At 52.7% G+C, this 22829-nt stretch carries 17 protein-coding genes; 4 read left to right on the plus strand and 13 right to left on the minus strand.

The annotated features are described in order from the left end of the window. Positions 1 to 126 precede the first annotated feature (126 nt). Positions 127 to 1854 (plus strand): heparinase II/III family protein, encoded by a 1728-nt coding sequence (locus tag K1X45_RS08365; protein WP_220158552.1) that lies wholly within the window; start codon positions 127 to 129, stop codon positions 1852 to 1854. Between the two features lie 135 nt (positions 1855 to 1989). Next, entirely contained in the window at positions 1990 to 3603 is a 1614-nt protein-coding gene (gene purH / locus K1X45_RS08370; RefSeq protein ID WP_220158553.1) for a bifunctional phosphoribosylaminoimidazolecarboxamide formyltransferase/IMP cyclohydrolase, read from the plus strand. A 52-nt stretch (positions 3604 to 3655) separates the two neighbouring features. On the opposite strand, the gene K1X45_RS08375 is transcribed toward purH, so the two are convergent. The 8 genes from K1X45_RS08375 to ffh form a co-directional block, all read right to left on the minus strand. Next, positions 3656 to 4978, minus strand: a complete 1323-nt coding sequence (locus K1X45_RS08375; RefSeq protein ID WP_220160432.1) for an MFS transporter — start codon at positions 4976 to 4978, stop codon at positions 3656 to 3658. 268 nt (positions 4979 to 5246) lie between these two features. Beyond that, complete coding sequence (locus tag K1X45_RS08380; protein WP_220158554.1) at positions 5247 to 10070, minus strand: NAD-glutamate dehydrogenase; 4824 nt, start codon at positions 10068 to 10070, stop codon at positions 5247 to 5249. Positions 10071 to 10253: 183 nt separating this feature from the next. Continuing rightward, positions 10254 to 10901 carry a TPM domain-containing protein gene (locus tag K1X45_RS08385; protein WP_116089101.1) on the minus strand — a complete coding sequence of 216 codons (648 nt, stop codon included), beginning with the start codon at positions 10899 to 10901 and terminating at the stop codon, positions 10254 to 10256. Positions 10902 to 10913: 12 nt separating this feature from the next. Then, positions 10914 to 11708, minus strand: coding sequence for a YgcG family protein (locus K1X45_RS08390; protein ID WP_370627110.1), 795 nt, complete (start codon positions 11706 to 11708; stop codon positions 10914 to 10916). Between the two features lie 144 nt (positions 11709 to 11852). Next, on the minus strand, positions 11853 to 12482 hold the full coding sequence (locus K1X45_RS08395; protein ID WP_022710766.1) for a LemA family protein: 630 nt from the start codon (positions 12480 to 12482) through the stop codon (positions 11853 to 11855). A gap of 275 nt (positions 12483 to 12757) precedes the next feature. Further along, positions 12758 to 13177, minus strand: coding sequence for a 30S ribosomal protein S16 (gene rpsP, locus K1X45_RS08400; protein ID WP_022710765.1), 420 nt, complete (start codon positions 13175 to 13177; stop codon positions 12758 to 12760). A gap of 103 nt (positions 13178 to 13280) precedes the next feature. Further along, complete coding sequence (locus tag K1X45_RS08405; RefSeq protein ID WP_370627005.1) at positions 13281 to 13598, minus strand: chorismate mutase; 318 nt, start codon at positions 13596 to 13598, stop codon at positions 13281 to 13283. Next, positions 13595 to 15175, minus strand: a complete 1581-nt coding sequence (gene ffh, locus K1X45_RS08410; RefSeq protein WP_075657353.1) for a signal recognition particle protein — start codon at positions 15173 to 15175, stop codon at positions 13595 to 13597. Before ffh ends, K1X45_RS08405 begins: the two co-directional genes overlap by 4 nt. Positions 15176 to 15696: 521 nt before the next feature. Between ffh and K1X45_RS08415 the strand changes: the two genes are divergently transcribed. After that, on the plus strand, positions 15697 to 16536 hold the full coding sequence (locus K1X45_RS08415) for a lytic transglycosylase domain-containing protein (RefSeq protein ID WP_022709787.1): 840 nt from the start codon (positions 15697 to 15699) through the stop codon (positions 16534 to 16536). Between the two features lie 67 nt (positions 16537 to 16603). Here the strand turns inward: K1X45_RS08415 and K1X45_RS08420 are convergent, their stop codons facing one another. The 4 genes from K1X45_RS08420 to K1X45_RS08435 form a co-directional block, all read right to left on the minus strand. After that, positions 16604 to 17290, minus strand: a complete 687-nt coding sequence (locus K1X45_RS08420; protein WP_075657241.1) for a carbonic anhydrase — start codon at positions 17288 to 17290, stop codon at positions 16604 to 16606. Positions 17291 to 17555: 265 nt separating this feature from the next. After that, positions 17556 to 18443: a pyridoxal kinase PdxY gene (gene pdxY / locus K1X45_RS08425; protein ID WP_220158556.1), complete on the minus strand. Its 888-nt coding sequence runs from the start codon at positions 18441 to 18443 to the stop codon at positions 17556 to 17558. Positions 18444 to 18551: 108 nt separating this feature from the next. Further along, entirely contained in the window at positions 18552 to 19334 is a 783-nt protein-coding gene (locus tag K1X45_RS08430; RefSeq protein ID WP_220158557.1) for a DUF6065 family protein, read from the minus strand. 322 nt (positions 19335 to 19656) lie between these two features. Beyond that, positions 19657 to 21153: a CoA-acylating methylmalonate-semialdehyde dehydrogenase gene (locus K1X45_RS08435; RefSeq protein ID WP_213600053.1), complete on the minus strand. Its 1497-nt coding sequence runs from the start codon at positions 21151 to 21153 to the stop codon at positions 19657 to 19659. A 113-nt stretch (positions 21154 to 21266) separates the two neighbouring features. Between K1X45_RS08435 and K1X45_RS08440 the strand changes: the two genes are divergently transcribed. Further along, a complete protein-coding gene (locus tag K1X45_RS08440; protein ID WP_220158558.1) occupies positions 21267 to 22148 on the plus strand; it encodes a LysR family transcriptional regulator in 882 nt (293 codons plus the stop codon). A 7-nt stretch (positions 22149 to 22155) separates the two neighbouring features. Here the strand turns inward: K1X45_RS08440 and K1X45_RS08445 are convergent, their stop codons facing one another. After that, a complete protein-coding gene (locus K1X45_RS08445; protein WP_220158559.1) occupies positions 22156 to 22815 on the minus strand; it encodes a YoaK family protein in 660 nt (219 codons plus the stop codon). Between the last annotated feature and the right edge of the window lie 14 nt (positions 22816 to 22829).

The raw sequence follows: 22829 nt of genomic DNA on the forward strand, positions 1-22829 counted from the left end.
CATTCCGCAGCTCTTGGTTAACAAAGAGTTCACTATTGCCGTGGAATGATAGATCATAGCGCATGAATAACGAAGCATATCGCCACCGGATTTATCCATGCGACATGCTCTAAGGAGTACCCTGCCGTGAATGTCGCGCTGAGCGAAACCCCGCATCTGTGGACACTGGCCGTTGCCCAAGGCTGGCGACGTTTCAGCAGACGTGTGCGGCGCGGGCCGATGTTTCGCTGGCGTTTTTCCGGCTTTACACCGGAACGGGTACTGATTGCCCCGCCGGATTTGCGCGTTGCCGATCCGCAGCTGGCACAGGAATTTTATCACGGCCGCTATGCGTTGGCCGGTCGTCTGGTGGAAACCGGCGGCATCTCCCCTTTTGCCATTGAACCACCGACAGATGCATGGGAAGCCTCGCTGCATTCCTTTGGCTGGCTTCGCAATATGCGTGCTGCCGGAACCGAACTGGCTATGGTCAATGCCCGCGCTCTGGTCGAAGACTGGATCCGTATGCATGGCAAGCGCATTGAAGGCATTTCCTGGTCGCCGGAAATTACCGCGCAGCGCATTATCGCATGGCTCCAGCATTCCAACATCATTCTTGCCACCTCCGATCTCGCCACCTATCGCAAATTCATGCGCTCGCTGGCGATGCAGGTACGCTATTTGCGCACCATGACAGGCGTGATGGATGATGGTGAAGACAAATTACGTGCACGTATTGCGCTGGCTTTTGCCAGTCTTGCACTGCCGGTCTCGCAATCCATGGCGCGTTCGGCACGCCGCCATCTTGAATATGAGCTGAACCGGCAGATACTGGCCGATGGCGGCCATATTTCGCGCAATCCTGCTGCTATTCTGGAATTGCTGGCCGATCTGCTGCCACTGCGCCAGACCTATAGCAACGGCAATGAATCGCCGCCCAAAGCTCTGATTGAAACCGTTGAGCGGATGTTGCCCGCTTTGCGTTTCTTCCGTCATCAGGATGGCAGTCTGGCATTGTTCAATGGCGTGGGGCCTACCTTGCCGGAGCGTCTGATTTCCGTGTTGCGCCATGACGAGACAGACGGTGCGCCGCTCACTCATGCGCCGCATTCCGGCTATGAGCGTCTGCATATGGGTTCGACCACAATCATTGCCGATACGGGTCTGCCGCCACCGGTCACCGCATCACGCGATGCCCATGCCGGTTGTCTGGCATTTGAAATGTCCTCGGGTCGCCAGCGTTATATTGTCAATTCCGGCATCGACCGTTACGGCCCGCCGGAATTCCGCCCGCTTGGCCGCACCACAGCGGCCCATTCCACGGCGACGATCAACGACACATCGTCATGCCGCTTCAGCCTCAATTCCAGCATTTCGAGCGTTCTCGGCACGCCGATTATTGCAGGCCCGACCAGCGTCAGACGTCAACGGCTGGAAGGTATGGGCGAACAGGGTTTTGTCGCCAGCCATGACGGTTATGTGCGGCTGTTTGGTTATACCCATGAGCGGCAGGTTGTGCTCTCTCATAATGGCAGTCTGATTGAAGGTGTTGACCGTTTTATCAAGTCGCATCTGAAAACCACGCGCAGCGGTAAAAACAAACAGCAATCCGATCTGGTGACAGTGCGCTTTCATATTCATCCGCAGGTCTATATCCGCATGGATGAAGACGGCGTGGTGCATCTGACCGCCGATCACGATGACAGCTGGGCTTTTTCCTGTGCCGATGTCATGCCGCAGCTTGAAGATTCCATCTTCTTCGCCGGTTTCCGCGGCCCTGTGCGCTCGCGCCAGATCGTATTGACCTTCTCTGCGACAGAGAGTGACCATGTCAGCTGGCGCTTTACCCGCACCGGCCTTGGTCAGTATGTATGAATGTCATAAAAATCTAGGATTCCTCGCGCGCCTGTGATACGCCGCCTTTGTCCCACTTTACCGGATTGATGTATGTGACGGGTAATCAGATCCGTCCAGACGCATTGTCCCGACATAAAGCACAAAGAGACCGTCATGGCTGTCAGCTCCAAACATATTCCCGCTCCTGATCTTTTCCCTGTGCGCCGCGCACTGCTTTCCGTATCGGATAAAACCGGTCTGGTAGACTTTGCCCGCGCTTTGCACGCAAAGGGCGTTGAGCTTCTGTCCACCGGCGGTACCGCCAAATCCATCGCAGCAGCCGGTATTCCGGTGCGCGACGTCTCGGAAATCACCAATTTCCCTGAAATCATGGATGGTCGCGTCAAGACATTGCACCCGGGCGTTCACGGCGGCCTGCTCGCTGTGCGCAATGATCCGGAACATGTTGCAGCGATGGAAGCCCACAATATTATCGGCATTGATCTGGTAGTAATCAATCTCTACCCGTTTGAAGAAGTGCGCTATCAGGGCGGTGACTACGACACCACCGTTGAGAATATCGATATCGGCGGCCCTGCGATGATCCGCGCTTCGGCCAAGAACCATGCCTATGTGACCATCGTCACCGATCCTAACGATTATGACAGCGTGGTTGCAGAGCTGGAAAACGGTAACGGCTCCCTGCCTTATGCTTTCCGCCAGCGCATGGCCGGTAAAGCTTTTGCCCGTACTGCTGCTTATGATGCTGCAATCTCCGGCTGGTTTGCTGAAACTACAAAAGAAGAAGCACCACTGCACCGTGCACTCGCCGGTAAGCTGCATTCCGTGATGCGCTATGGTGAAAACCCGCACCAGCAGGCAGGCTTCTATCTGACCGGTGAAACCCGCGCCGGTGTGGCCACCGCCACCCAGCTTCAGGGCAAGCAGCTTTCCTATAACAATATCAATGACACCGATGCTGCTTATGAGCTGGTCGCAGAATTTGATCCGGCGAAAACCGCTGCTGTTGCAATCATCAAGCACGCCAATCCGTGCGGTGTAGCTGAAGGTGCATCGCTGAAAGACGCTTATCTCAAGGCCTATGCCTGCGATACAGTTTCAGCCTTCGGCGGCATTGTCGCTCTCAACCGTACACTGGATGCGGAAGCTGCTGAGGAAATCGTCAAAATTTTCACTGAAGTGATTATCGCACCGGATGCAACGCCGGAAGCACAGGCAATTGTTGCCGCCAAGAAAAACCTGCGTTTGCTCGTTACCGGCGGTCTGCCGGATGTCCGCGCACCGGGCATTGCTGCTAAAACCGTTGCCGGTGGCCTGCTGATCCAGAACCGTGACAATGGCAATGTTGATGATCTCGACCTTAAAGTCGTGACCAAACGCGCGCCAACCGAACAGGAAATGATTGACCTGAAATTTGCCTTCCGTGTTGCCAAACACGTTAAGTCCAATGCGATTGTCTATGTTAAAGATGGTGCAACTGTAGGCGTTGGCGCAGGTCAGATGAGCCGCATCGACTCTTCCCGTATTGCAGCACGCAAGGCAGAAGATGCAGCAGCCGTTGCCGGCGGCGAGCCACTGACCAAAGGCTCAGTTGTTGCTTCCGATGCGTTCTTCCCGTTTGCTGACGGTCTGATCTCGGCAGTTGAGGCCGGTGCCACAGCGGTTATTCAGCCGGGTGGTTCTATGCGCGATGATGAAGTGATTGCAGCGGCTGATGCAGCAGGCATTGCCATGGTCTTTACCGGCATGCGCCACTTCCGCCACTAAGCTATATATCCGAACAAAAAAGGCGGCTTTTCAGCCGCCTTTTTTATGTGGGTTACACTGGATTTTTAGCCGGATAAGGAGACTTGATCGCCAGATATAAACCAGCCACGAAGAACAGTACCAGCACTGCAATACCAAGACGTGGGGAGCCGCTAGCCGCTGTCATACTCGCCACCAGAAACGGCGCCAGAAAGCTGGTTGCGCGTCCGGCCAGCGCATAAATACCGAAATAGCGTCCTGCTTCATGCGGCTCGACACTACGGGCAAACCACGAGCGGGAAGATGCCTGCACCGGCCCGAAAGCAATGCCGATCAGCATCCCGAAAGCCAGATAGGCCTTTTCTCCGCCGGAGGAAAACAGACCTGTATTACTGTCCGGCGGAAAATGCACCAGACCATAAAGCGTGTAATCCGGCCCTGTGGAAACGATGCCTAAGGTGGCAATCAGCAACAGCACCAGCGATATCACCACCACCCATTTGGAGCCGAACCAGCTATCGACATAGCTGGCAAACCAGCAGCCGAAAATTGCCACGACATTGAGGATAATACCGAACAGACCGATCTCGGTGATTGACCAGCCAAACATGGCCGCAGCAAAACCGCCGCCCAGCGCCAGCAATGCATTGACACCATCCTGATAGATCATCCGCGCGATCAGAAAACGGAACAGAGCCGCTTTTTTGCGCACTTCATGCAGCGTTTCTTTCAGCTCTGCCAGACCTTCGCCAATGGCGGCTTTCAGCCCCATGCCCTTTTCCTGATCCGGCGTGAAGATAAACATCGGCAGAATGAAAATCAGATACCACAGCGCCGCAATCGGCCCCGTGATACGGGCATCCTCACCCTTCAGTGCATCCAGATGCCAGAGTGGTTCTATGCCGATCAGCGTTTTGCCGGTTTCCGGTGATGCGGCCAGACAGGTGACAACAAAGATCAGCACGATCATTCCGGCGAGATAGCCAAGCCCCCATGCAAAATTCGAGACCCGCCCGATATGCGAGGCAGGGATCAACCTCGGCATCATGGAATCGTTGAAAACAATAGAAAACTCTGCGGCAACAGAAGCACAGATGAAGGCCAGCAGAACCCAGACATAGCTTGATCCCGGCTCGGCATACCACAGCAAAGTCAGGCTGATGATTTTGATAATGGCAAAGAAACCGATCCACGGTTTTCTTGCACCGGTTTTATCCGCAATAGAACCCAGTGCCGGAGACAGGATTGCGATGATGATACCGGCAAAAGCTACCCCATAGCCCCATGCCGCCTGCCCTGCCACCGGATCAGCCGACATACGCGAGATAAAATAAGGGCCAAAAATGAAAGTGGTGACGACGGTAAAAAACGGCTGTGCCGCCCAATCGAAAAACATCCAGCCCCAGATGCCCTTGTTCCACACGCTGTCATGCGCCGGTCGTTCTGCAGACGGATGTGTGATGCTCAAATCACGGCCCTCAATTCATTATTCAAGCGTATCCCGAAAAGTGTGAAGCGTCTACGCGGGGAAATCAGTTCACTGGACTGATTTCTTATCCCGCTCCGATCAGATAAGATACGAGTAACAAAAAAGATGGCTCATATAAAACAAAAAGGCCGGTGAAATACCACCGGCCTTTTTGAATTTCGCAAAATGAGCAAAATCAGCCCGCAAGATCCGCCATGAAACCGGCTGCCACTGCGAGACGGGAAACGCTCAGATCTCCGCCTTCTGTCAGTGCAATCATGCGCTGACGCACACCGTCAATCCGCTCGGCATCACGGGTCAGCCAGCTCTGTACCGGATCGGTCTCACCTTTGAATTTGGTGAGCGCTTCCATCGTCACAGCACGGGTTGCCTGTGTAATCGTGTCTGTTGCACGGGACAATGCCAGACCATCATAATAATCTGTCACCGGCACCGCAGATGCAGCCTTTTCAATATTGGCAATACGGAAAGCATCAACAATTTTGAAATAAGCCGTCGCAGCTGTCATCAGCTCCGATTTACCCTGATAGGCGATCAGCGCAATATCCGCCATCAGCTTGGCCGACTGTAGTCGGGCAAGTTTGCGTGCCAGCGCTTCACCGGCACCTTTAGCGATATATTTTGCCGTATCTGCGGCAATCAGATCCGCAATGAAATCAGGCATCAGCTCTTCGAGTTTTGGCTCCAGCGCCATGCGTGTCCGCTTCACCGCGCTGACCATTTCGCTTAAAGTCGCATCAAAACGGTTATTGCGCAGCACCCATGCGGTGGTTGAGAACAGCATTTCCCCAACCAGCGCATAGAATTCATTCTGCACTTTGCCCGGAATTTTATTATCCAGCGCATTAATCGCCTGATAGAGCTGCTCGGTTTCAAAACCATCAGCCACAGCTACATAAGACCGCAGAATTTCTGCCGGTGCCTCAGCTGTCAGATCATTCAGACGGCTGATAAATGTCGGCCCGCAACGATTAATCGCATCATTGGACAGGAGCGTTGCAATGATTTCGCGATGCAGGCGGTGATGGGTAATATCCTTGGCAAAACGCTCCTGCATTTCCTGCGGGAAATAGCCGAACAGGCGCGAATGCAGATAGGTATCATCCGGCAGATTGCTGGCGATCAGATCATCGGACAACACCATTTTGCCATAGGCCAGAAGCACGGCCAGTTCAGGACGGGTCAGCGCCTCACCACGCTTCTGGCGGTCTGCGAGCACCTGATCGTCCGGCAGATATTCCACCTTGCGATCCAGCAGCTTGCGGCGCTCCAGAGACGACATCATCCGCATCAGATATGGCAGTTCGGATGCACCGCGTTTTTCAACGAGAGACAGAGCCAGCGGCTGCTCATAATTATTATGCAGAACCAGCGCTGCCACTTCATCGGTCATCTGTGCCAGCAGCACGTCGCGTGCTTCACGGGTCAGACGGCCATCCTGCAGGCTTGGCGTCAGAGCAATCTTGATATTGACCTCAACGTCCGACGAATTCACGCCTGCCGAATTGTCGATCGCATCCGTATTACAGCGACCGCCATTGAGGCTGTATTCGATACGGCCACGCTGGGTGGCACCCAGATTAGCGCCCTCACCGATCACTTTGGCGCGAACCTCACGACCGGTAATACGGATCGCATCATTGGCACGGTCACCGACCTGTGCGTCACTTTCCTCATTAGCACGGATATAGGTACCGATACCGCCGAACCACAGCAGATCAACCTGCGCGCGCAGGATCGCACCGATCACTTCATTCGGGCTTGCGGTCAGTTTATCCAGACCAATCGCCTCAGCTGCCGCTTCAGAAAGCGTAATCACCTTCTGCGAGCGGCTGAACACACCACCACCGGCAGAGATTTTTGAGCGGTCATAATCCTGCCAGCTGGAACGCGGCACATTGAACAGACGCTGACGTTCCGCAAAACCGATATCGGTATCCGGCATCGGATCAATAAAGATGTCGCGATGGTCAAATGCAGCTACCAGTTTGATTTTCGGCGACAGCAACATGCCGTTACCGAATACGTCACCGGACATATCGCCCACACCGGCAACAGTGAACGGTGTGGTCTGGATATCAATATCCATTTCGCGGAAATGACGCTTCACCGCTTCCCATGCGCCACGGGCAGTAATGGCCATTTTCTTATGGTCATAACCGGCTGAACCACCGGAAGCAAAAGCATCATCCAGCCAGAAATGTTGTGCCTGACTGATCGCATTGGCCGTATCGGAGAAAGTGGCTGTGCCCTTATCTGCCGCAACCACGAAATACGGATCATCGCTGTCCTGACGGATAACATCGACCGGAGGTACAATCTTGCCTTCGATAATATTATCGGTGATGGAAACCATGGTTGAAATGAAAGTAATGTAAGCAGCACGTCCTGCTTCAAATACTGCATTGCGGTCGCCGCCAACCGGCAGACGCTTCGGATAAAAGCCGCCTTTGGCACCACCCGGCACAATCACCGCATTCTTCACCTGCTGTGCCTTCACCAGACCCAGCACTTCTGTACGATAATCCTGTGCGCGATCAGACCAGCGCAGACCGCCACGCGCCACAGCGCCAAAGCGCAAGTGAACGCCCTCCACTTCCGGCCCATAGACAAAAATTTCACGGTAAGGGCGTGGTTCCGGTAGGCCGTCAACAGCACGCGGGTTAAGCTTGATCGCTAGTGTCACCGGCGCATTGCCGTCCTTGTCATGCATATAGGCATTGGTGCGCAGAGAAGCTTCAACCAGATTACGGTAACGGCGCAAAATCTGGTCATCATCAATGCTTGGTACAGTCTGCAAAGCTGTCTCAATGGCTTCAACAACTGCGCGTTCTTTCGCTTCTGTATCCGCCTGTTTTGCCAGAACCGGATTAAAGCGCAGGTCAAACAACGTGTAGAGATGCGTGGCAATATCGGGATAACGATTGAGTGCGGCAGCAATAAAGTCCTGCGAATAGGTGATACCGGCCTGCTGCAGATAACGGCCATACATACGCAGGATCATGATCTGGCGAGCGGTCAGACGTCCGCTCTGGGCAAGGCCATTATAACCGTCATTATCCGCCTGCCCGCTCCATACGGTGCGGAACACATCATCCAGCAGATCACCATCATCGCTGAGATCAACAGCTTTGTCCGATGCGCTAACAATCAGCATATCATGGACATGCACCATGTTCTTACTGCCGGCTGCGGTCTGCACCGGCAGAGCGAAGGTCTGCTCACTGATGACACGGAAACCCATATTCTCAAGCAGCGGCACACGTTGCGACAGCGCCAATGCTTCGCCGAAATGATAGAGTTTCAGGAAAGCCGCCTGCGGCTCCTGTGTGTCATAACGGTAGAAATCAACATAAAGCGGATTTTCTTCGGTGAGCGCCTCAATGCGCACAGCATCAACCAGTGCTTCGGACTCATTAAAAGTCTCACGATAGGATTCCGGAAAACCGGAAGCCAGACTGATCACACGCGGGGCGAAAGTCTGTGAGCTTTCCTCTGCCGCATCACGCACACCATCTTCCCATGTACGGACGAAACTGCGGATCTGCTTTTCCAGAGTCTCGCGTGCCATTTCGCTCACGCTGCCGTCATGGCGGCGGATGATGAACTGAACGCGGGTCACGCCTTTATCAAGGAACACCGGATGGAACTCCACGGATTCCCCGTGATAAACATCCATCAGATAATTGCTGATTGCTTCACGCACGACTGAATCGTAACGGTCGCGCGGCAGATAGACCAGTACACTGACAAAACGGCTGAAACGGTCAATACGCGGCAGGACGCGAACACGCGGACGCTCATCCAGCGCCACGATCAGTTCGGCATGATCGGTCAGTGCATCCAGATCAATCTGGAACATGTCATCACGCGGGTAATCTTCCAGCACACGCACCAGAGCCTTGCCGGAATGGTCCGCAGCATTGAAACCCAGACGACCGATTACTGCTTCCGCTTTACCGCGCAGATAAGGAATCGTGCTCAGGAAAGATGTATAGGCCGTCGAAGTGAACAATCCGACCAGACGCATTTCGCCGGTTACTTTACCGTCTGCATCAAACAGTTTGATACCGATATAGTCGATATATTCGCGGCGATGGACGAGCGAGCGGCTGTTGCCTTTGGTAATCAGCAGGCTTTCAGAACCTTTGAGGAAATCCTGCAATTCCTGTGCGATCGAGGCATTATCCTGCCCCTGTCGCAAAACGCGGACAGCTTCATCACGCAGAATCCCCAGTGATGGTGCATCAGCCTGAATAAGCGTACCCTGAGCCGCATCGTAACGAAATTCACGCATACCCAGAAATGTGAAATTACCATCGCGCAGCCATTTGAGCAGCGCAATAGCTTCACGGCCTTCCGCTGTTTCCGGCAAACCTTTGACAGCGCTGTAAGAGGCAATCACCTCATCAAGACGCGCCAGCATCGGTTTCCAGTCACTGACAGCAGCATAAACCTGCCCCAGCACCATTCCGAGCGCCTGCTCCAGAGCTGTTCTTGCGCTTTCATCCAGTTGCGGCAGATGCAGCTGAATAACACTGACCTGCTCCGTTCCTGCAACAGATTTACCGGAGGTTGCTTCGCCATGAACCTCATAGCTGCTGCCATTAAAGGCAACATTGAGTACCGGATGCACAACCATATAGATCATGCCGGAACGTTCGAGAATTTCCGCCATCGTCGAATCAAGCAGAAACGGCATATTGCGGTTGATCAGAGTTACAACGGTCAGCGGACGGCCGCGACGGCGCAGAATACTGTCATTATCGACGCTGATGACAGGCTTATCGGCCTGATAGGAACCAAGAGCTTTCAAAGCGAGCTTTGCAGCTTCTTCCATATCACCGGCATCATAGGCGGCAATATCTTCCGCCGGCGCCCATTCAAACAACAGCTTGGCGAACTGAGAAGCTACAGGCTCAGAGATATTCTGATAATCGACAACGAATTTGGTCTGAGCGGTATGGTCTGTATCGGCACTCACTGTAAAACTCCTCATTATACAGACCGCCTCTGCCTAAATTACCTTCGGCCTGCTCTTTCTCTCAAATAACAAGCAAATTGTGACAAAAGAACCGTTTTTTTCGATTTTTTCACCCGCAAACAAGCAAAAGTGAAATTAAATCGTTCTTAAAAATCATAAACCCGCTGCAAAAATAAAAATCAGCGGTGGATAAAATTCTTATAGTTCCACCAGATGGTCTTCCAGCTCGTTTTTGTCGCCGTCCTCTTTAGGAAAATGCTGTGCCAGCAGGTTGCCGGCTTTGGCAATCGACTCAACAAACCCCTCCGCAACACTTCCCTGTGCTGCATGGCGGCTGAGCGTGGCAACAATCGCATTCCATTCCTGCTGATCGACCCGCTCATTAATTCCCGCATCAGCCACCACTTCCGCATAGCGCTCAGCGAGTGAGACGAATAACAGGATACCCGTGCGTTTATTTGTCAGATGCACGTTGCGGGCGATAAATTGCTGCAAGGCATTCAAATGTGCCCGCCGGTAGCGCACCCGATGCGGAACCAGCACCATGCGCAATGCAGGTACAAAAGCCAAAAGCGCGACCAGACATATGAAGGCCGCCAGAATAGCCAGTGCGAATTTCGGCAGTGACAGATCAAACCAGTAATAATGCGCCACAAAGGCTGCAATCACCGCAGTGATGATCATACCACAACAGGCTATAAATCCCGCCACATAAAAATAATCATCGCTGCGCTGCGCCAGCACTGCATAAATTTCGCCGCCTGTTTGCGCTTCCGCATCGCGAATGGCAGAGGCAATACGCTGACGGTCTTCCTGAGAAATATGATTACGCTGAGAATGTGTCATAGCCCTGCCCCTTTACCAGCTGCCCGATGCGCCGCCGCCGCCCGATGAACCACCGCCACCGGAGAAGCCGCCGCCGCCGGATGAACCGCCGCCAAAGCCACCACCGAAACCACCTCCATAGCCGCCGCGTCCTGAAGAACCACCGCCGCCGCCCAGTGCAATCGTCACACCCAGCCATTCATATCGGCCGGGGCCGATTTTTCTGCCGAAAACCGGAGCCAGCAAAGTAAAACCAAAACCGCCGAAGAAAATACTGATCCAGAAAATCAGAAAAATAACTTCAATCCAGTCCGTCTGGTCTGCGGCCTCTTTTTGATTGCGCTTTGCGCGCGCCTGTAATTCTGCCCCTTCTCCACGCAGAACCTGCAAAATATCATCGACACCTTTGGTAATGCCGGTGCCATAGTCGCCATTGCGGAATTCAGGAATGATCGCATTCTGGATAATGATTGCCGAGAGAGCATCCGTTACCGTGCCCTCCAGACCATAGCCGACCTCAATACGCACTTTGCGTTCATTGGGGGCAACCAGCAGCAAAATACCGTTATTCTCGCTCTTCTGGCCAATACCCCATGCACGATAGAGCCGGTTAGCATAGGTCTCAATATCCATACCATTGAGGCTTGGAACCGTTGCCACCACAATCTGGTCGGATGACTCTTTTTCATAGGCACTGAGTTTGGCAATCAGCTCCTGCTGTTGCGCAAATGACAGCACCCCCGCCGCATCAACCACACGATCGGTTAAAGCAATGGCCGGTTTATCAATGCTTTGCGCATAGGCCAGATTTGCAAATGCCAGCAGCAGCACCGCCAGAAACATTTTCAGTGCAAACCGGAAAGCAGCTTGTTCCGGAATGATACGCAGACCGGCGAGACGGGCAGAAATCATACCATTCTCCTAAATTGCCAGCAAAAGTTGAACGGGCAGGATTTCTCCTGCCCGCTATCATCAGTTGAACTGTACTTTAGGAGCGGCCTGCGAGGCCGGATCAATGGTGAAAGTCGGCATCGGTTCATTGTTCCAGAACCACAATGTCTTCCACAACATGGTCGGCATGGTCTTCAGACCGGTATTATAAACGCGTACCGCTTCAATATAATCGCGACGTGCCACAGCAATACGGTTTTCCGTGCCTTCCAGTTGTGATTGCAGCGCAAGGAAGTTCTGATTGGCTTTCAGATCAGGATATTTCTCAACCACAACCATCAGACGGGACAGAGCACTGCTGAGATTGGCCTGATTATCCTGAAACTGTTTGAACAATTCCGGATTATTCAGCATTTCCGGAGAAATCTGTGTCTGCGTTGCCTTGGAACGGGCTTCAATCACCGCAGTCAGCGTTTCCTGCTCATGGGCAGCATAGCCTTTAACGGTTTCCACCAGATTAGGAATAAGATCGGTACGGCGCTGATACTGGTTCAGTACCTCACTCCATGCCGCCTTTGCCTTTTCCTCATTGGTCGGAATAGTGTTGAAACCGCATGCTGCCAGAAGCGGCATGAACATCAATAAAACAAGTGTAAGCAGCGAGCGCATTTTCAGCGGAACTGTTGTTACAGCAGAAGTCTGACCGGTCATGGGTATCTCCTCATCTTGCACAAGTTTCGCACAGATCATTTGTTATAAATAAACCGCAAAATCCCATTTGAAAATACACACTTAATAAATATGAAAAATACAAATAATGCGCAGCTTTTCAAACTGGCATTTCAAAACAAAAAAATACCGTGCCGCTGTACAGAGGCACGGTATTTTTAATCACGGATATTAACCCGCAAAAACTCTATTTTTATTTAGCGCATTATCCTACGCAAAACCGGTACCCACTTTTGCTGGAAATGCTTTGCTCAGAATTACTCTGCAGCCGGAGCTTCTTCAGCAGGCGCAGCAGCGGCAGCAGCTGCTGCTTCAGCGGCTTCTGCAGCCTTTGCAGCGGCTTCTTCTTCAGCCTGCTTAGCCATTGCCAGACGTTCCTGAGCTTTTTTGCCTGGTACGCCTTTGGTTGGGTTGTTGCCGGCTTCACGCTTGGCAATACCAGCCTGATCGAGGAAGCGCAGAACGCGGTCTGTTGGCTGTGCGCCGTGACCGATCCAATACTGAATGCGTTCTGCATTAACAACAACGCGCTCTTCTTTGTTAGCAAGAGTTGCATTCCATGAACCCAGCTTTTCGATGAAACGGCCGTCGCGTGGTGCGCGAACGTCTGCAACAACGATGTGGTAGTAAGGGCGCTTCTTGGAGCCGGCGCGTGCCAGACGGATTTTCAGGGACATAGTGTTTTCCTTAAAGTTTATGTCGTGTCACTTAAACAGTAACAATTTCTGAAATACGACCGTTAAAACGATCGCAATGGTGTTTTACACCGCAAAACGAACATCACTGTCCGGTATGGTTTGCGGCGGTATGCTCATGATGCCGGATCACTTCCTTCACGATGAAGTTCAGGAATTTCTCAGCAAAATCAGGGTCGAGACTGGCGTCCTGCGCAAGGTTACGCAGACGTTCCACTTGTCGTTTTTCACGCGCCGGATCAGCAGCGGCCAGACCGCGCTCGGCTTTCAGAACACCGACAGCTTTTGTGCAACGAAAACGCTCGGCAAGCATATGGATCAACGCCGCATCAATATTATCGATAGATGCACGCAAAGCGAGCAGTTCGGCAGGAATTGTCTGTTCTTCGCTCATCGTGCTCACTTCTTCTTAGGCAGGCCAGGCAGACCGCCGCCAAGACCAGGAAGTTTCGGACCGCCAAGGCCCGGCAATCCCATCCCTTGGCCACCACCGAGACCCGGCATACCGCCGCTCTTACCAAAACCGGCTGCTTCAGCCTGTTTCTGCAGAGCTTCCAGCTGTTTCGGGTCCATTTTAGACAGATCCGGCATTCCGCCCCCGAGGCCACCCATGCCGCCGAGACCACCAAGTCCCATTTTACCGGCAAGGCCGCCCATCATCTGTTTCATCATGCCGCCTTTGCCTTTGCCCATGACTTTCATCATATCGGCCATCTGGCGATGCATTTTCAGAAGCTTGTTAATGTCAGCAGCATTGCTGCCTGAACCTTTGGCAATACGCTGCTTGCGGCTATGCTTCAGCAAATCCGGATTGGCGCGTTCAGCCTTGGTCATAGAACCGATAATTGCGAGCTGACGGTCAAACAGCTTGTCATCAAGACCGGCAGCTGCTGCCTTGTCTTTCATGCCAGCCATGCCCGGCATCATACCCATGATACCGCCCATACCGCCCAGCTTCTTCATCTGCTTAAGCTGCTCGGCCAGATCATTGAGATCGAACTTGCCGGCCTGCATTTTCTTGGCCATTGCCGCTGCTTTTTCAGCATCAATGGTTTCAGCCGCTTTTTCGACGAGCGAAACAATGTCACCCATGCCGAGAATACGGTCAGCGATACGCTTCGGATAAAACTCCTCCAGCGCATCCATTTTTTCGCCGGTAGCAATCGCTTTAATCGGCTTGCCGGTAACCGCTCGCATCGAAAGCGCCGCACCGCCGCGACCGTCACCGTCCATACGGGTCAGCACGATACCGGTAATACCAACGCGCTCATCAAAGTTACGCGCCAGATTAACAGCGTCCTGACCGGTCAGGCTGTCGGCAACCAGCAGAATTTCATGCGGATTGGCGGCTTTGCGGATATCCGCCATTTCCACCATCAGCGGTTCGTCAATATGCGTACGACCCGCAGTATCGAGGATTACCACATCATGACCGCCGAGCTTCGCAGCCTGTACGGCGCGCGCGGCAATCTCAACCGGTGACTGACCGGCAATAACCGGCAATGTGTCAACACTGGTCTGAATACCGAGCTGGCGCAGCTGTTCCTGCGCAGCAGGACGGCGCGTATCCAGCGAGGCCATCAGAACTTTTTTCTTCTGGCGATCTGTCAGGCGCTTGGCAAGTTTACCGGTGGTGGTGGTTTTACCCGACCCCTGCAAACCGACCATCATGATCACAACCGGTGCCGGTGCATTCAGATCAATGGACACACCTTCGGTGCCAAGCATTTCCACCAGTTCGTCATGGACGATCTTAACGACCATCTGACCAGGCTTGATGCTTTTCAAAATTTCCGCACCAACCGCTTTTTCACGTACGCGGTCAGTAAATGAGCGAACCACTTCCAGCGACACATCCGCTTCAATCAGCGCACGGCGCACTTCTCGCAACGCGCCTGCAACATCGGACTCGGAGAGAGCCCCGCGTCCGGTCAGACCGTTCAGAATAGAGCCAAGACGCTCCTGAAGTGATTCAAACATCCAAATTTCCCAATCTCTGTTCAGACCGGTCATATGCCGGATCTGAGTGCAGGTTCATCCCGAAATCATATATGACAGACGGTTTATAAACCGGAGCTGCATCCAAAGCAAAACAGCACCCGAGGGCGCTCTGCGCTGTCGGATGTTGACCTCCGGGATCTCTTTATACCATACGGGTCCCGGTCGGCTGCCTGAGAACATATACTCATAGCGGAATTATCGCGCGTTCTTTACATGATCTGCAGTTTATGAGTCAAGCTTTTGCTGCGTCCTTTACAGAGGAAGCAATCATCAGACGCGTGATTAAATATAAAATGCTTCCACCCATTTTAAACTGTGACCTAAAAAACGCGGTCAGTCTCAAACGGGACTGTACAAAAACATTGCGCCTCATTCATACCACATTCAACAGACATCGCCGTCATTCATATATATACAGGCCGGAATTATATTTTCTGTAAAACCCTGTTAACCATATAAATCTATAAAGCATCCGAGCAAAGTTCTAACGAGGCAGCTTCATGCAGTCAAAGACTATCAAATCTTCTCTCCGCCAGTTGGCAATTCGTGTAATCGGCGGATCAATCGCTGTGCTGGCCGTTTCCGGCGTTGCACAGGCAGCTCAGTGCGGCAATACCGGCGCTGGCTTTCCGGCATGGGTACAGGGCTTCAAACAGGAAGCAGCAGCGCGCGGCATCAAAGGCAATGCATTGTCCGCTCTGGACAATGTAAAATACGCAACAGCAACCATTAATGCTGACCGCAACCAGAAAAGCTTCAAGCTGTCACTCGACGACTTCATGAAGAAGCGCGGTTCAACCACAATCATCAATCGTGGTAAAACCCTGAAAAAGCAGAATGCAGCCCTGTTCGCCAAGATTGAACAGCGCTACGGTGTTCCTGCCGGCCCGCTGCTGGCCATCTGGGGCATGGAAACCGGCTTTGGCAATTATCTTGGCAAACAGCACACGCTTTCAGCTGTTGCAACACTGGCCTATGACTGCCGCCGTTCGGAATTCTTCACCAATGAACTTTATGCAGCTCTGCAGCTGATTCAGCGCGGCGATCTCAGCCCGAATGCTGTTGGTGCAATGCATGGTGAAATCGGTCAGACACAGTTCTTGCCATCCAGCGTCATTAAATTTGGTGCAGACGGTGACGGCAATGGCCATATCGACATGGTTGGCTCCCGTGCCGATGCGCTGGCTTCGACCGCCAACTTCCTGAAAGCTCACGGCTGGCGCGCCGGTGCAGGCTACCAGCAGGGTCAGCCAAACTATGTGGCAATTCAGGGCTGGAACGCTGCAACCGTTTACCAGCAGGCTATTGCCATTATGGGTCAGGCCATCGACGGTAAATAATCGTCACTTAAAGACAACAAAAAAAACCGGCTAAAAAGCCGGTTTTTTTTATTATCAGAATTCAGGTTCAGGCAGCCGGTGTTTCATTACTTTCAGGCTGCACCGGCATTTCATCCGTATCCGGACGAATAAAATCGCCGGTCTGCGAATCCATCACCCACAATTCACCGGTCGAAATGTCGAACCATGCACCATGCAGGGAGAGGCGACCCTTCTTTTCCAGAATATCAACGCATGGAAAACTGCGCAGATTATTCAGGGAAAAGCGGATTGAAATACGCTCAAGCGCAGTCTGTCGCTCCGTCTGTGTCATCAGCGTGTTGGATGTGACATTCTCAGCGGCCGGTGCCAGCAGGCTCATCCATTTGCCGATAAAGTCACCCGGAGACAGCGGACTGCTATCCGTATCAAGCGCCGCTTTAATGCCACCGCATCGCCCGTGACCAAGCACAACAATATGCTTGACCTTGAGGCTCTGCACAGCGAATTCCAGTGCTGCAGAAGCAGCATGATATTCACCATCCGGCTCATAGGGCGGGATGAGATTCGCGACATTGCGCAAAACAAAGATTTCACCCGGACGGGTATTGAAAATGATTTCCGGCGCTGCGCGGGAATCACAGCAGGCAATGACCATCGTTTCCGGTGTCTGCCCCTGATCTGCGAGTTCCTTATAGCGCATTCTTTCATCGGCAAAATCCGATGCCATGAAGTTGCGGTAACCGGCGAGGAGTGTGTCTGGAAGATCTACCATGATTTTTCGATAAACCCATATTTTGCCAAGATCAATCAAAGATTAGTCAGAATTTCACACCGCACAGACATCGGGCAGAAATTGCCTTGCTCAATTTACTCTGCATTTTTCGGCTCAAACCGGCAAAAACAACCTATTTTCATCCAAAATCAGACTATTTTCCGCTCTTTTTGATCGCATCAAACAATCTATCAAAAAAAATTTTATCTACAAAAAATTTCAAGCTTTGATGCCCCACAACACAAAAAGAGCACCTCTAAGGCGCTCATCCCGCGACCTGGCCGTGATTTGGATGAACCAGACGGCGCAACTGCACCATGGCCATCGGCCGCTCCAGACTCGCTGCATCGGCCTCCAGCATCAGTTCATCCGCACCGCGTTTCGCTGCGCGGGCAAGAATTTCGAACACGGCTGCTGTGGTCAGCTGCAATGATTTTTCTTCATTCATGCCGCTCATCTTACGGGCAAGGAACAAAGCCGAGGTCAGATCGCCCATACCATTGCCGGGTCCGTGAACAATCCGGTGTTCGGCCATCAAAGCCTGCGTCCGTGTCACCAGAACATTACTGATACTATCGCGCATCAGAGCAAAGGCAGAAGTGACCAGCATGGTCTCCGGCCCTGCACGCAAAGTGGCTTCCATCAATTGCTGATTGTCAGCCGGTTCCGTTCCCGTCAGCCAGCCCAGTTCATAACGGTTCGGTGTGGCGATGTCGGCCAGCGGCAGCAACAGATCACGAATGGCAATGGCTGTGCTTTCCGCCACATAAAGCCCCTTCATATCCCCGATCACAGGATCGCAAATATATTGCAGGTTCGGATTTTTGGCTTTCATGGCAGCGATGAGATGCGCGACGGCTTCAACCTGCGCAGCATTGCTCATAAAGCCGGTCAGTACAGCACTCACCTCACCCAGCCATGGCGCGCGTTCAAGATCACCGATCAAGGAAGAAAACTGCGCGGCATCAGGAATAATCCGCCCCGCAGGCCCGTGCCCCGGATGCCATGGCAGAATAACGGTCGGCACAGCCCAAACCGGATAGCCAAGCCGCTCCAGTGCAAAGACAGCTGCTCTGTTGCCGATAGAGCCCCGCACCACATGGCTGGAAATAATGATTACGGCATTGGTGCTTGTCGGCGCAGAAACGGTCATGGAAGATATCCGGCATGAATATAAATATGTCGCTATAGAACCCCCGCCGGATTCTATAGTAAAGTCAATTTTATAAGAAACAGGGCTGCAGAGACGATAATCTGTCTCTCAGGCGTCAGTCACACTCTCTGCAGGCATCTCAACAGATGACTGATCTGCGATTTCCGGCATATGTAAACGTCGTTTATTCACATGCCCTTCCGCCTGCCCCTCACCTTCAGAATCCGGCTTTTCGCCTTTGAAATAGAATTTCTGCCATGCCTGTTTAACAGTCTGCGCATCACCATTCATAAGATTCTGATTAAATTCGCGGCGCACCTTTGACCATGTTTCATATTCCTGCTGCAAAACCGGTGCGTCCTCGATCCTGCGGATCACCGGCTTGACCGCATCCATTTTATGATGCTCCGTCAGTTGGAGAAAACAGAACGGCTCCCCCTTTTTAAAGCGCACAATGCCCGGCCGTGTCATGATCCAGTTCATTGTGAAGGGAAAAGGCAGCCAGTCCGTCTCAACCAGACCGGTCAGAGGTTGAATACCATCTTTAACATGGTTGGGCGCACCACCTGCCAGCAATGCGCATTGCGGCGGTGTACGGAACAGATAGCCGGTATGGAAAGTCACAACGCCGTGGCTGAAATGTGATTCCACAAAATGCGAAAATTCACGATCGCGGCAAGATATAGTGACATCTGTTTTATCCTTACCGCCATTCCAGCAAATCCGGATATCTGTCGGGCACAGAATTTCCCAACCGGTCGTATTCGCCATAGTCAGAGGCAAACAGCGATAAGGAAACCGGATGTGAAAACCATCCATCCAGTCCCGCTCGGCACGACCGGAAATAATCTGCGGCGCATTCTCCATGACGCGAAAACATTCCAGATACATGATGTACAACTCCGCGTGTCAGAAACACCCGTTGGCGACAGGAAGAAGTCCGGTCACCACAGGTTGTTTATCAATGGCACGGAGCAACGGGTTTTGTTCACTGGCGATTTTGTCAGGAAAGTCCACCAATTATGACCTTGCATGCACAAACAAAAACCCCGTTTTTTTTTTGCAAACGGGGTTTCAGAATGAGGTGTTGCCTATATTTTGGTTATGGCGTGGCGAAAGTGGTGCTTTGCGAAAACCGGAGCGGAGCGTACTAAGGTACGTGAGCACCGGAAGTGGAGCAAAGTGCCATTTGCAGCCCGCCAGAGCCGAAATATCAACTCATTGTCGGAATGACGAACTCTGCACCATCCTTAACACCCGACGGCCAGCGTGAGGTCACAGTTTTGGTTTTGGTGTAGAAGCGGAAAGCATCAGGGCCATGCTGGTTAAGATCACCGAAACCGGAGCCTTTCCAGCCGCCGAATGTGTAATAGGCAATCGGCACAGGGATCGGCACATTCACACCAACCATGCCAACCTGAACACGGGAAGCAAAGTCGCGGGCGGCATCACCATCACGGGTGAAGATCGCGACACCATTGCCATATTCATGATCATTCGGCAGGGAAAGTGCTTCTTCATAAGTCTTGGCACGGACAACACTGAGCACAGGGCCGAAAATCTCTTCCTTGTAAATACGCATATCTCTGGTGACATGATCGAAGAGACAGCCGCCGAGATAAAAGCCATTTTCATAGCCCTGCATTTTGAAATTGCGGCCATCAACAACCAGCTTGGCACCTTCTTCAACGCCAAGATCAACATAACCACGCACACGATCCAGCGCTTGTTTTGTCACTAACGGGCCGTAATCCGCAGATACATCCGTTGACGGGCCAACCTTCAGCGCTTCGACACGCGGGATGAGCTTATCCATCAGACGCTCGGCGGTGTCATGACCGACCGGAATAGCGACTGAGATCGCCATACAACGCTCACCGGCAGAACCGTAACCGGCACCGATCAGCGCATCAACCGTCTGATCCATATCCGCATCCGGCATAATGATCATGTGGTTTTTGGCACCACCGAAACACTGAACGCGCTTACCATTAGCGCAGCCGCGTGCGTAAATATATTGCGCAATCGGGGTGGAGCCGACAAAGCCGATTGCCTTGACATCCGGATCATCCAGCAGCGCATCAACCGCATCTTTATCGCCATTGACCACGTTGAAAATACCGGCTGGCAGACCGGCTTCCATAAACAATTCCGCAAAACGCATCGGCACGCCCGGATCACGCTCAGAAGGTTTGAGAATAAACGCATTACCGCAGGCAATCGCTGGGCCAGCCTTCCACAGCGGGATCATCGCCGGAAAATTGAATGGCGTGATACCGGCCACAACACCGAGCGGCTGGCGCATAGAATAAACATCAATGCCGGTACCGGCAGCATCTGTAAATTCACCTTTCAGCAGATGCGGCGCACCAAGGCAGAATTCGATAACTTCCAGACCGCGCTGAATATCACCCTTGGCATCAGGAATGGTTTTACCATGTTCACGTGCCAGCAATTCCGCTAGGCTGTCATATTCGGCTTCAACCAGTTCCAGAAATTTGCGCAAAACACGCGCACGGCGCTGCGGGTTGGTCGCAGCCCAGGCAGGTTGCGCCGCCTTGGCATTTTCAACTGCTGCACGCACTTCGTCTTTGGTCGCCAGAGCAACCTGCCCCAACACCGCACCATCCATAGGCTGATAAAATTCTGCTGTCCGGCCGCTTGCGCCTGCCACATGCTTGCCGCCAATAAAATGCCCGACCTGCCTCATCACAACTCTCTCCCGGAATTTAAAATCTCTGTTCCATCATCGCCCTGCAAAAAATAGTTTTCAAGTAGGCGAAAAGCGTATCCGTTGTGCAAAAATATATATAAGCTTAAGCCATGAACTGGGATGATATTCGCATATTTCTGGCTGTTGCCCGCTCCGGACAAATTCTCGGCGCGGCCAAGAAGCTCGGCCTTAACCACACAACAGTCTCACGCAGGCTCACCGCACTTGAAAGCAGCCTGAAAACCACATTACTCAACAGGCGCACCAATGGCTCGGAACTCACGCAGGCCGGTGAAGAGTTTCTGCTTTCCGCAGAAAAAATGGAAGCAGAAATGCTCAGCGCCCATGCCCATCTGGCCAATGCGGATATTACTGTGGCCGGTACAATCAGGATCGGCGCACCGGACGGCTTCGGCGTGAATTTTCTCAGCCCCAGACTGGCGCGTTTCTCAGCGCTCTATCCCGATCTGACCATTCAGCTCGTGCCCGTTCCCCGCTCTTTCTCACTCTCACGCCGTGAAGTTGATATTGCCATCAGTGTCGAGCGACCGGAGACCGGCAGACTGATTGCCCGCAAACTCACCGGTTATAATCTCGGCCTTTATGCGCACAAAGATTATCTTGAGCGTTACGGCACACCACAAACTGTTGAGGACTTAAATCATCACCGGCTGATCGGTTATGTGGAGGATCTGGTTGCCACACCGACGCTGGATTATGCACGGGAAATCAGCCGCGACTGGCAGCCTGCATTTGAGGTTTCCAGTGCTTTGGGACAGGTTGAAGCTGTCAAAGCCGCAGCCGGCATCGGTATTTTGCACGGTTTTATTGCCCGCGAATATTCCGATCTGACCGAAATACTGCCCCATAAACGTATCAAGCGCTCCTACTGGCTGTCCTATCATGAAACAGCCCGCACCTTGCGCCGCATCCATATCGTTGCTGATTACATTTCCGGTCTGGTGGAGCAGGAGCGCCATTTATTTATTTAGGCAATCCTCACTTCTCTCTGAGCCGGTAAAAGACCAGCATCAGTGTCAGAACCGCGACGGGCAGTAAAAGCGACCAGATACCTGTGCCGGTATATAAGACAGCCCCGCAGGCTGCACCAAAAACCAGCGAAAGCCACACATAAATATGCTGCAGCCAGCGGTAACGCGGAGCCTGTCCGCGTAAACTATGCGCCAGATCATTGGCTGCGTTAAAAATCGTTCCGGTCACAAAAGTTGTACCAAGCCGTGCTGCCCCATGCGGTTTAAACACAGCATTTTGCGCACCCATTGCCGCCGCCAGCAAAATGACCGGCATTGATGCCAGTCCTTGGATCTGACTGAGCAACATGGTGCTTAAGAGAAGGGTGATAACCAACAGCATAACCCGCGCTGAATACCAGTGTTGCTCACGGGCACTGATAAAAGACGCAAGAAATGCCCCGCTGAAAAACAGCCCGATCAGCAGCAGCGGCATAAACAGGCTTTGTCCGCGCAGTAATTGCAGCGCGTGACCATCAGGTCCGCTCATTGCCAGCCCGAGCTGCGTTGTATTTCCGCTCATGAAAGAGGCAAAATAACCGCCCAGCTCTATGAAAGCGAGCGCATCAACAAAACCGGCAACGGCAGTGAGAACCAGACCGGTCAGCAAACGGGCGGGAGGCGTCATCACAACTCACTAAA

Origin of the sequence: Pseudochrobactrum sp. Wa41.01b-1, from assembly GCF_019464455.1 — a bacterium.
Classification (GTDB): domain Bacteria; phylum Pseudomonadota; class Alphaproteobacteria; order Rhizobiales; family Rhizobiaceae; genus Pseudochrobactrum; species Pseudochrobactrum saccharolyticum.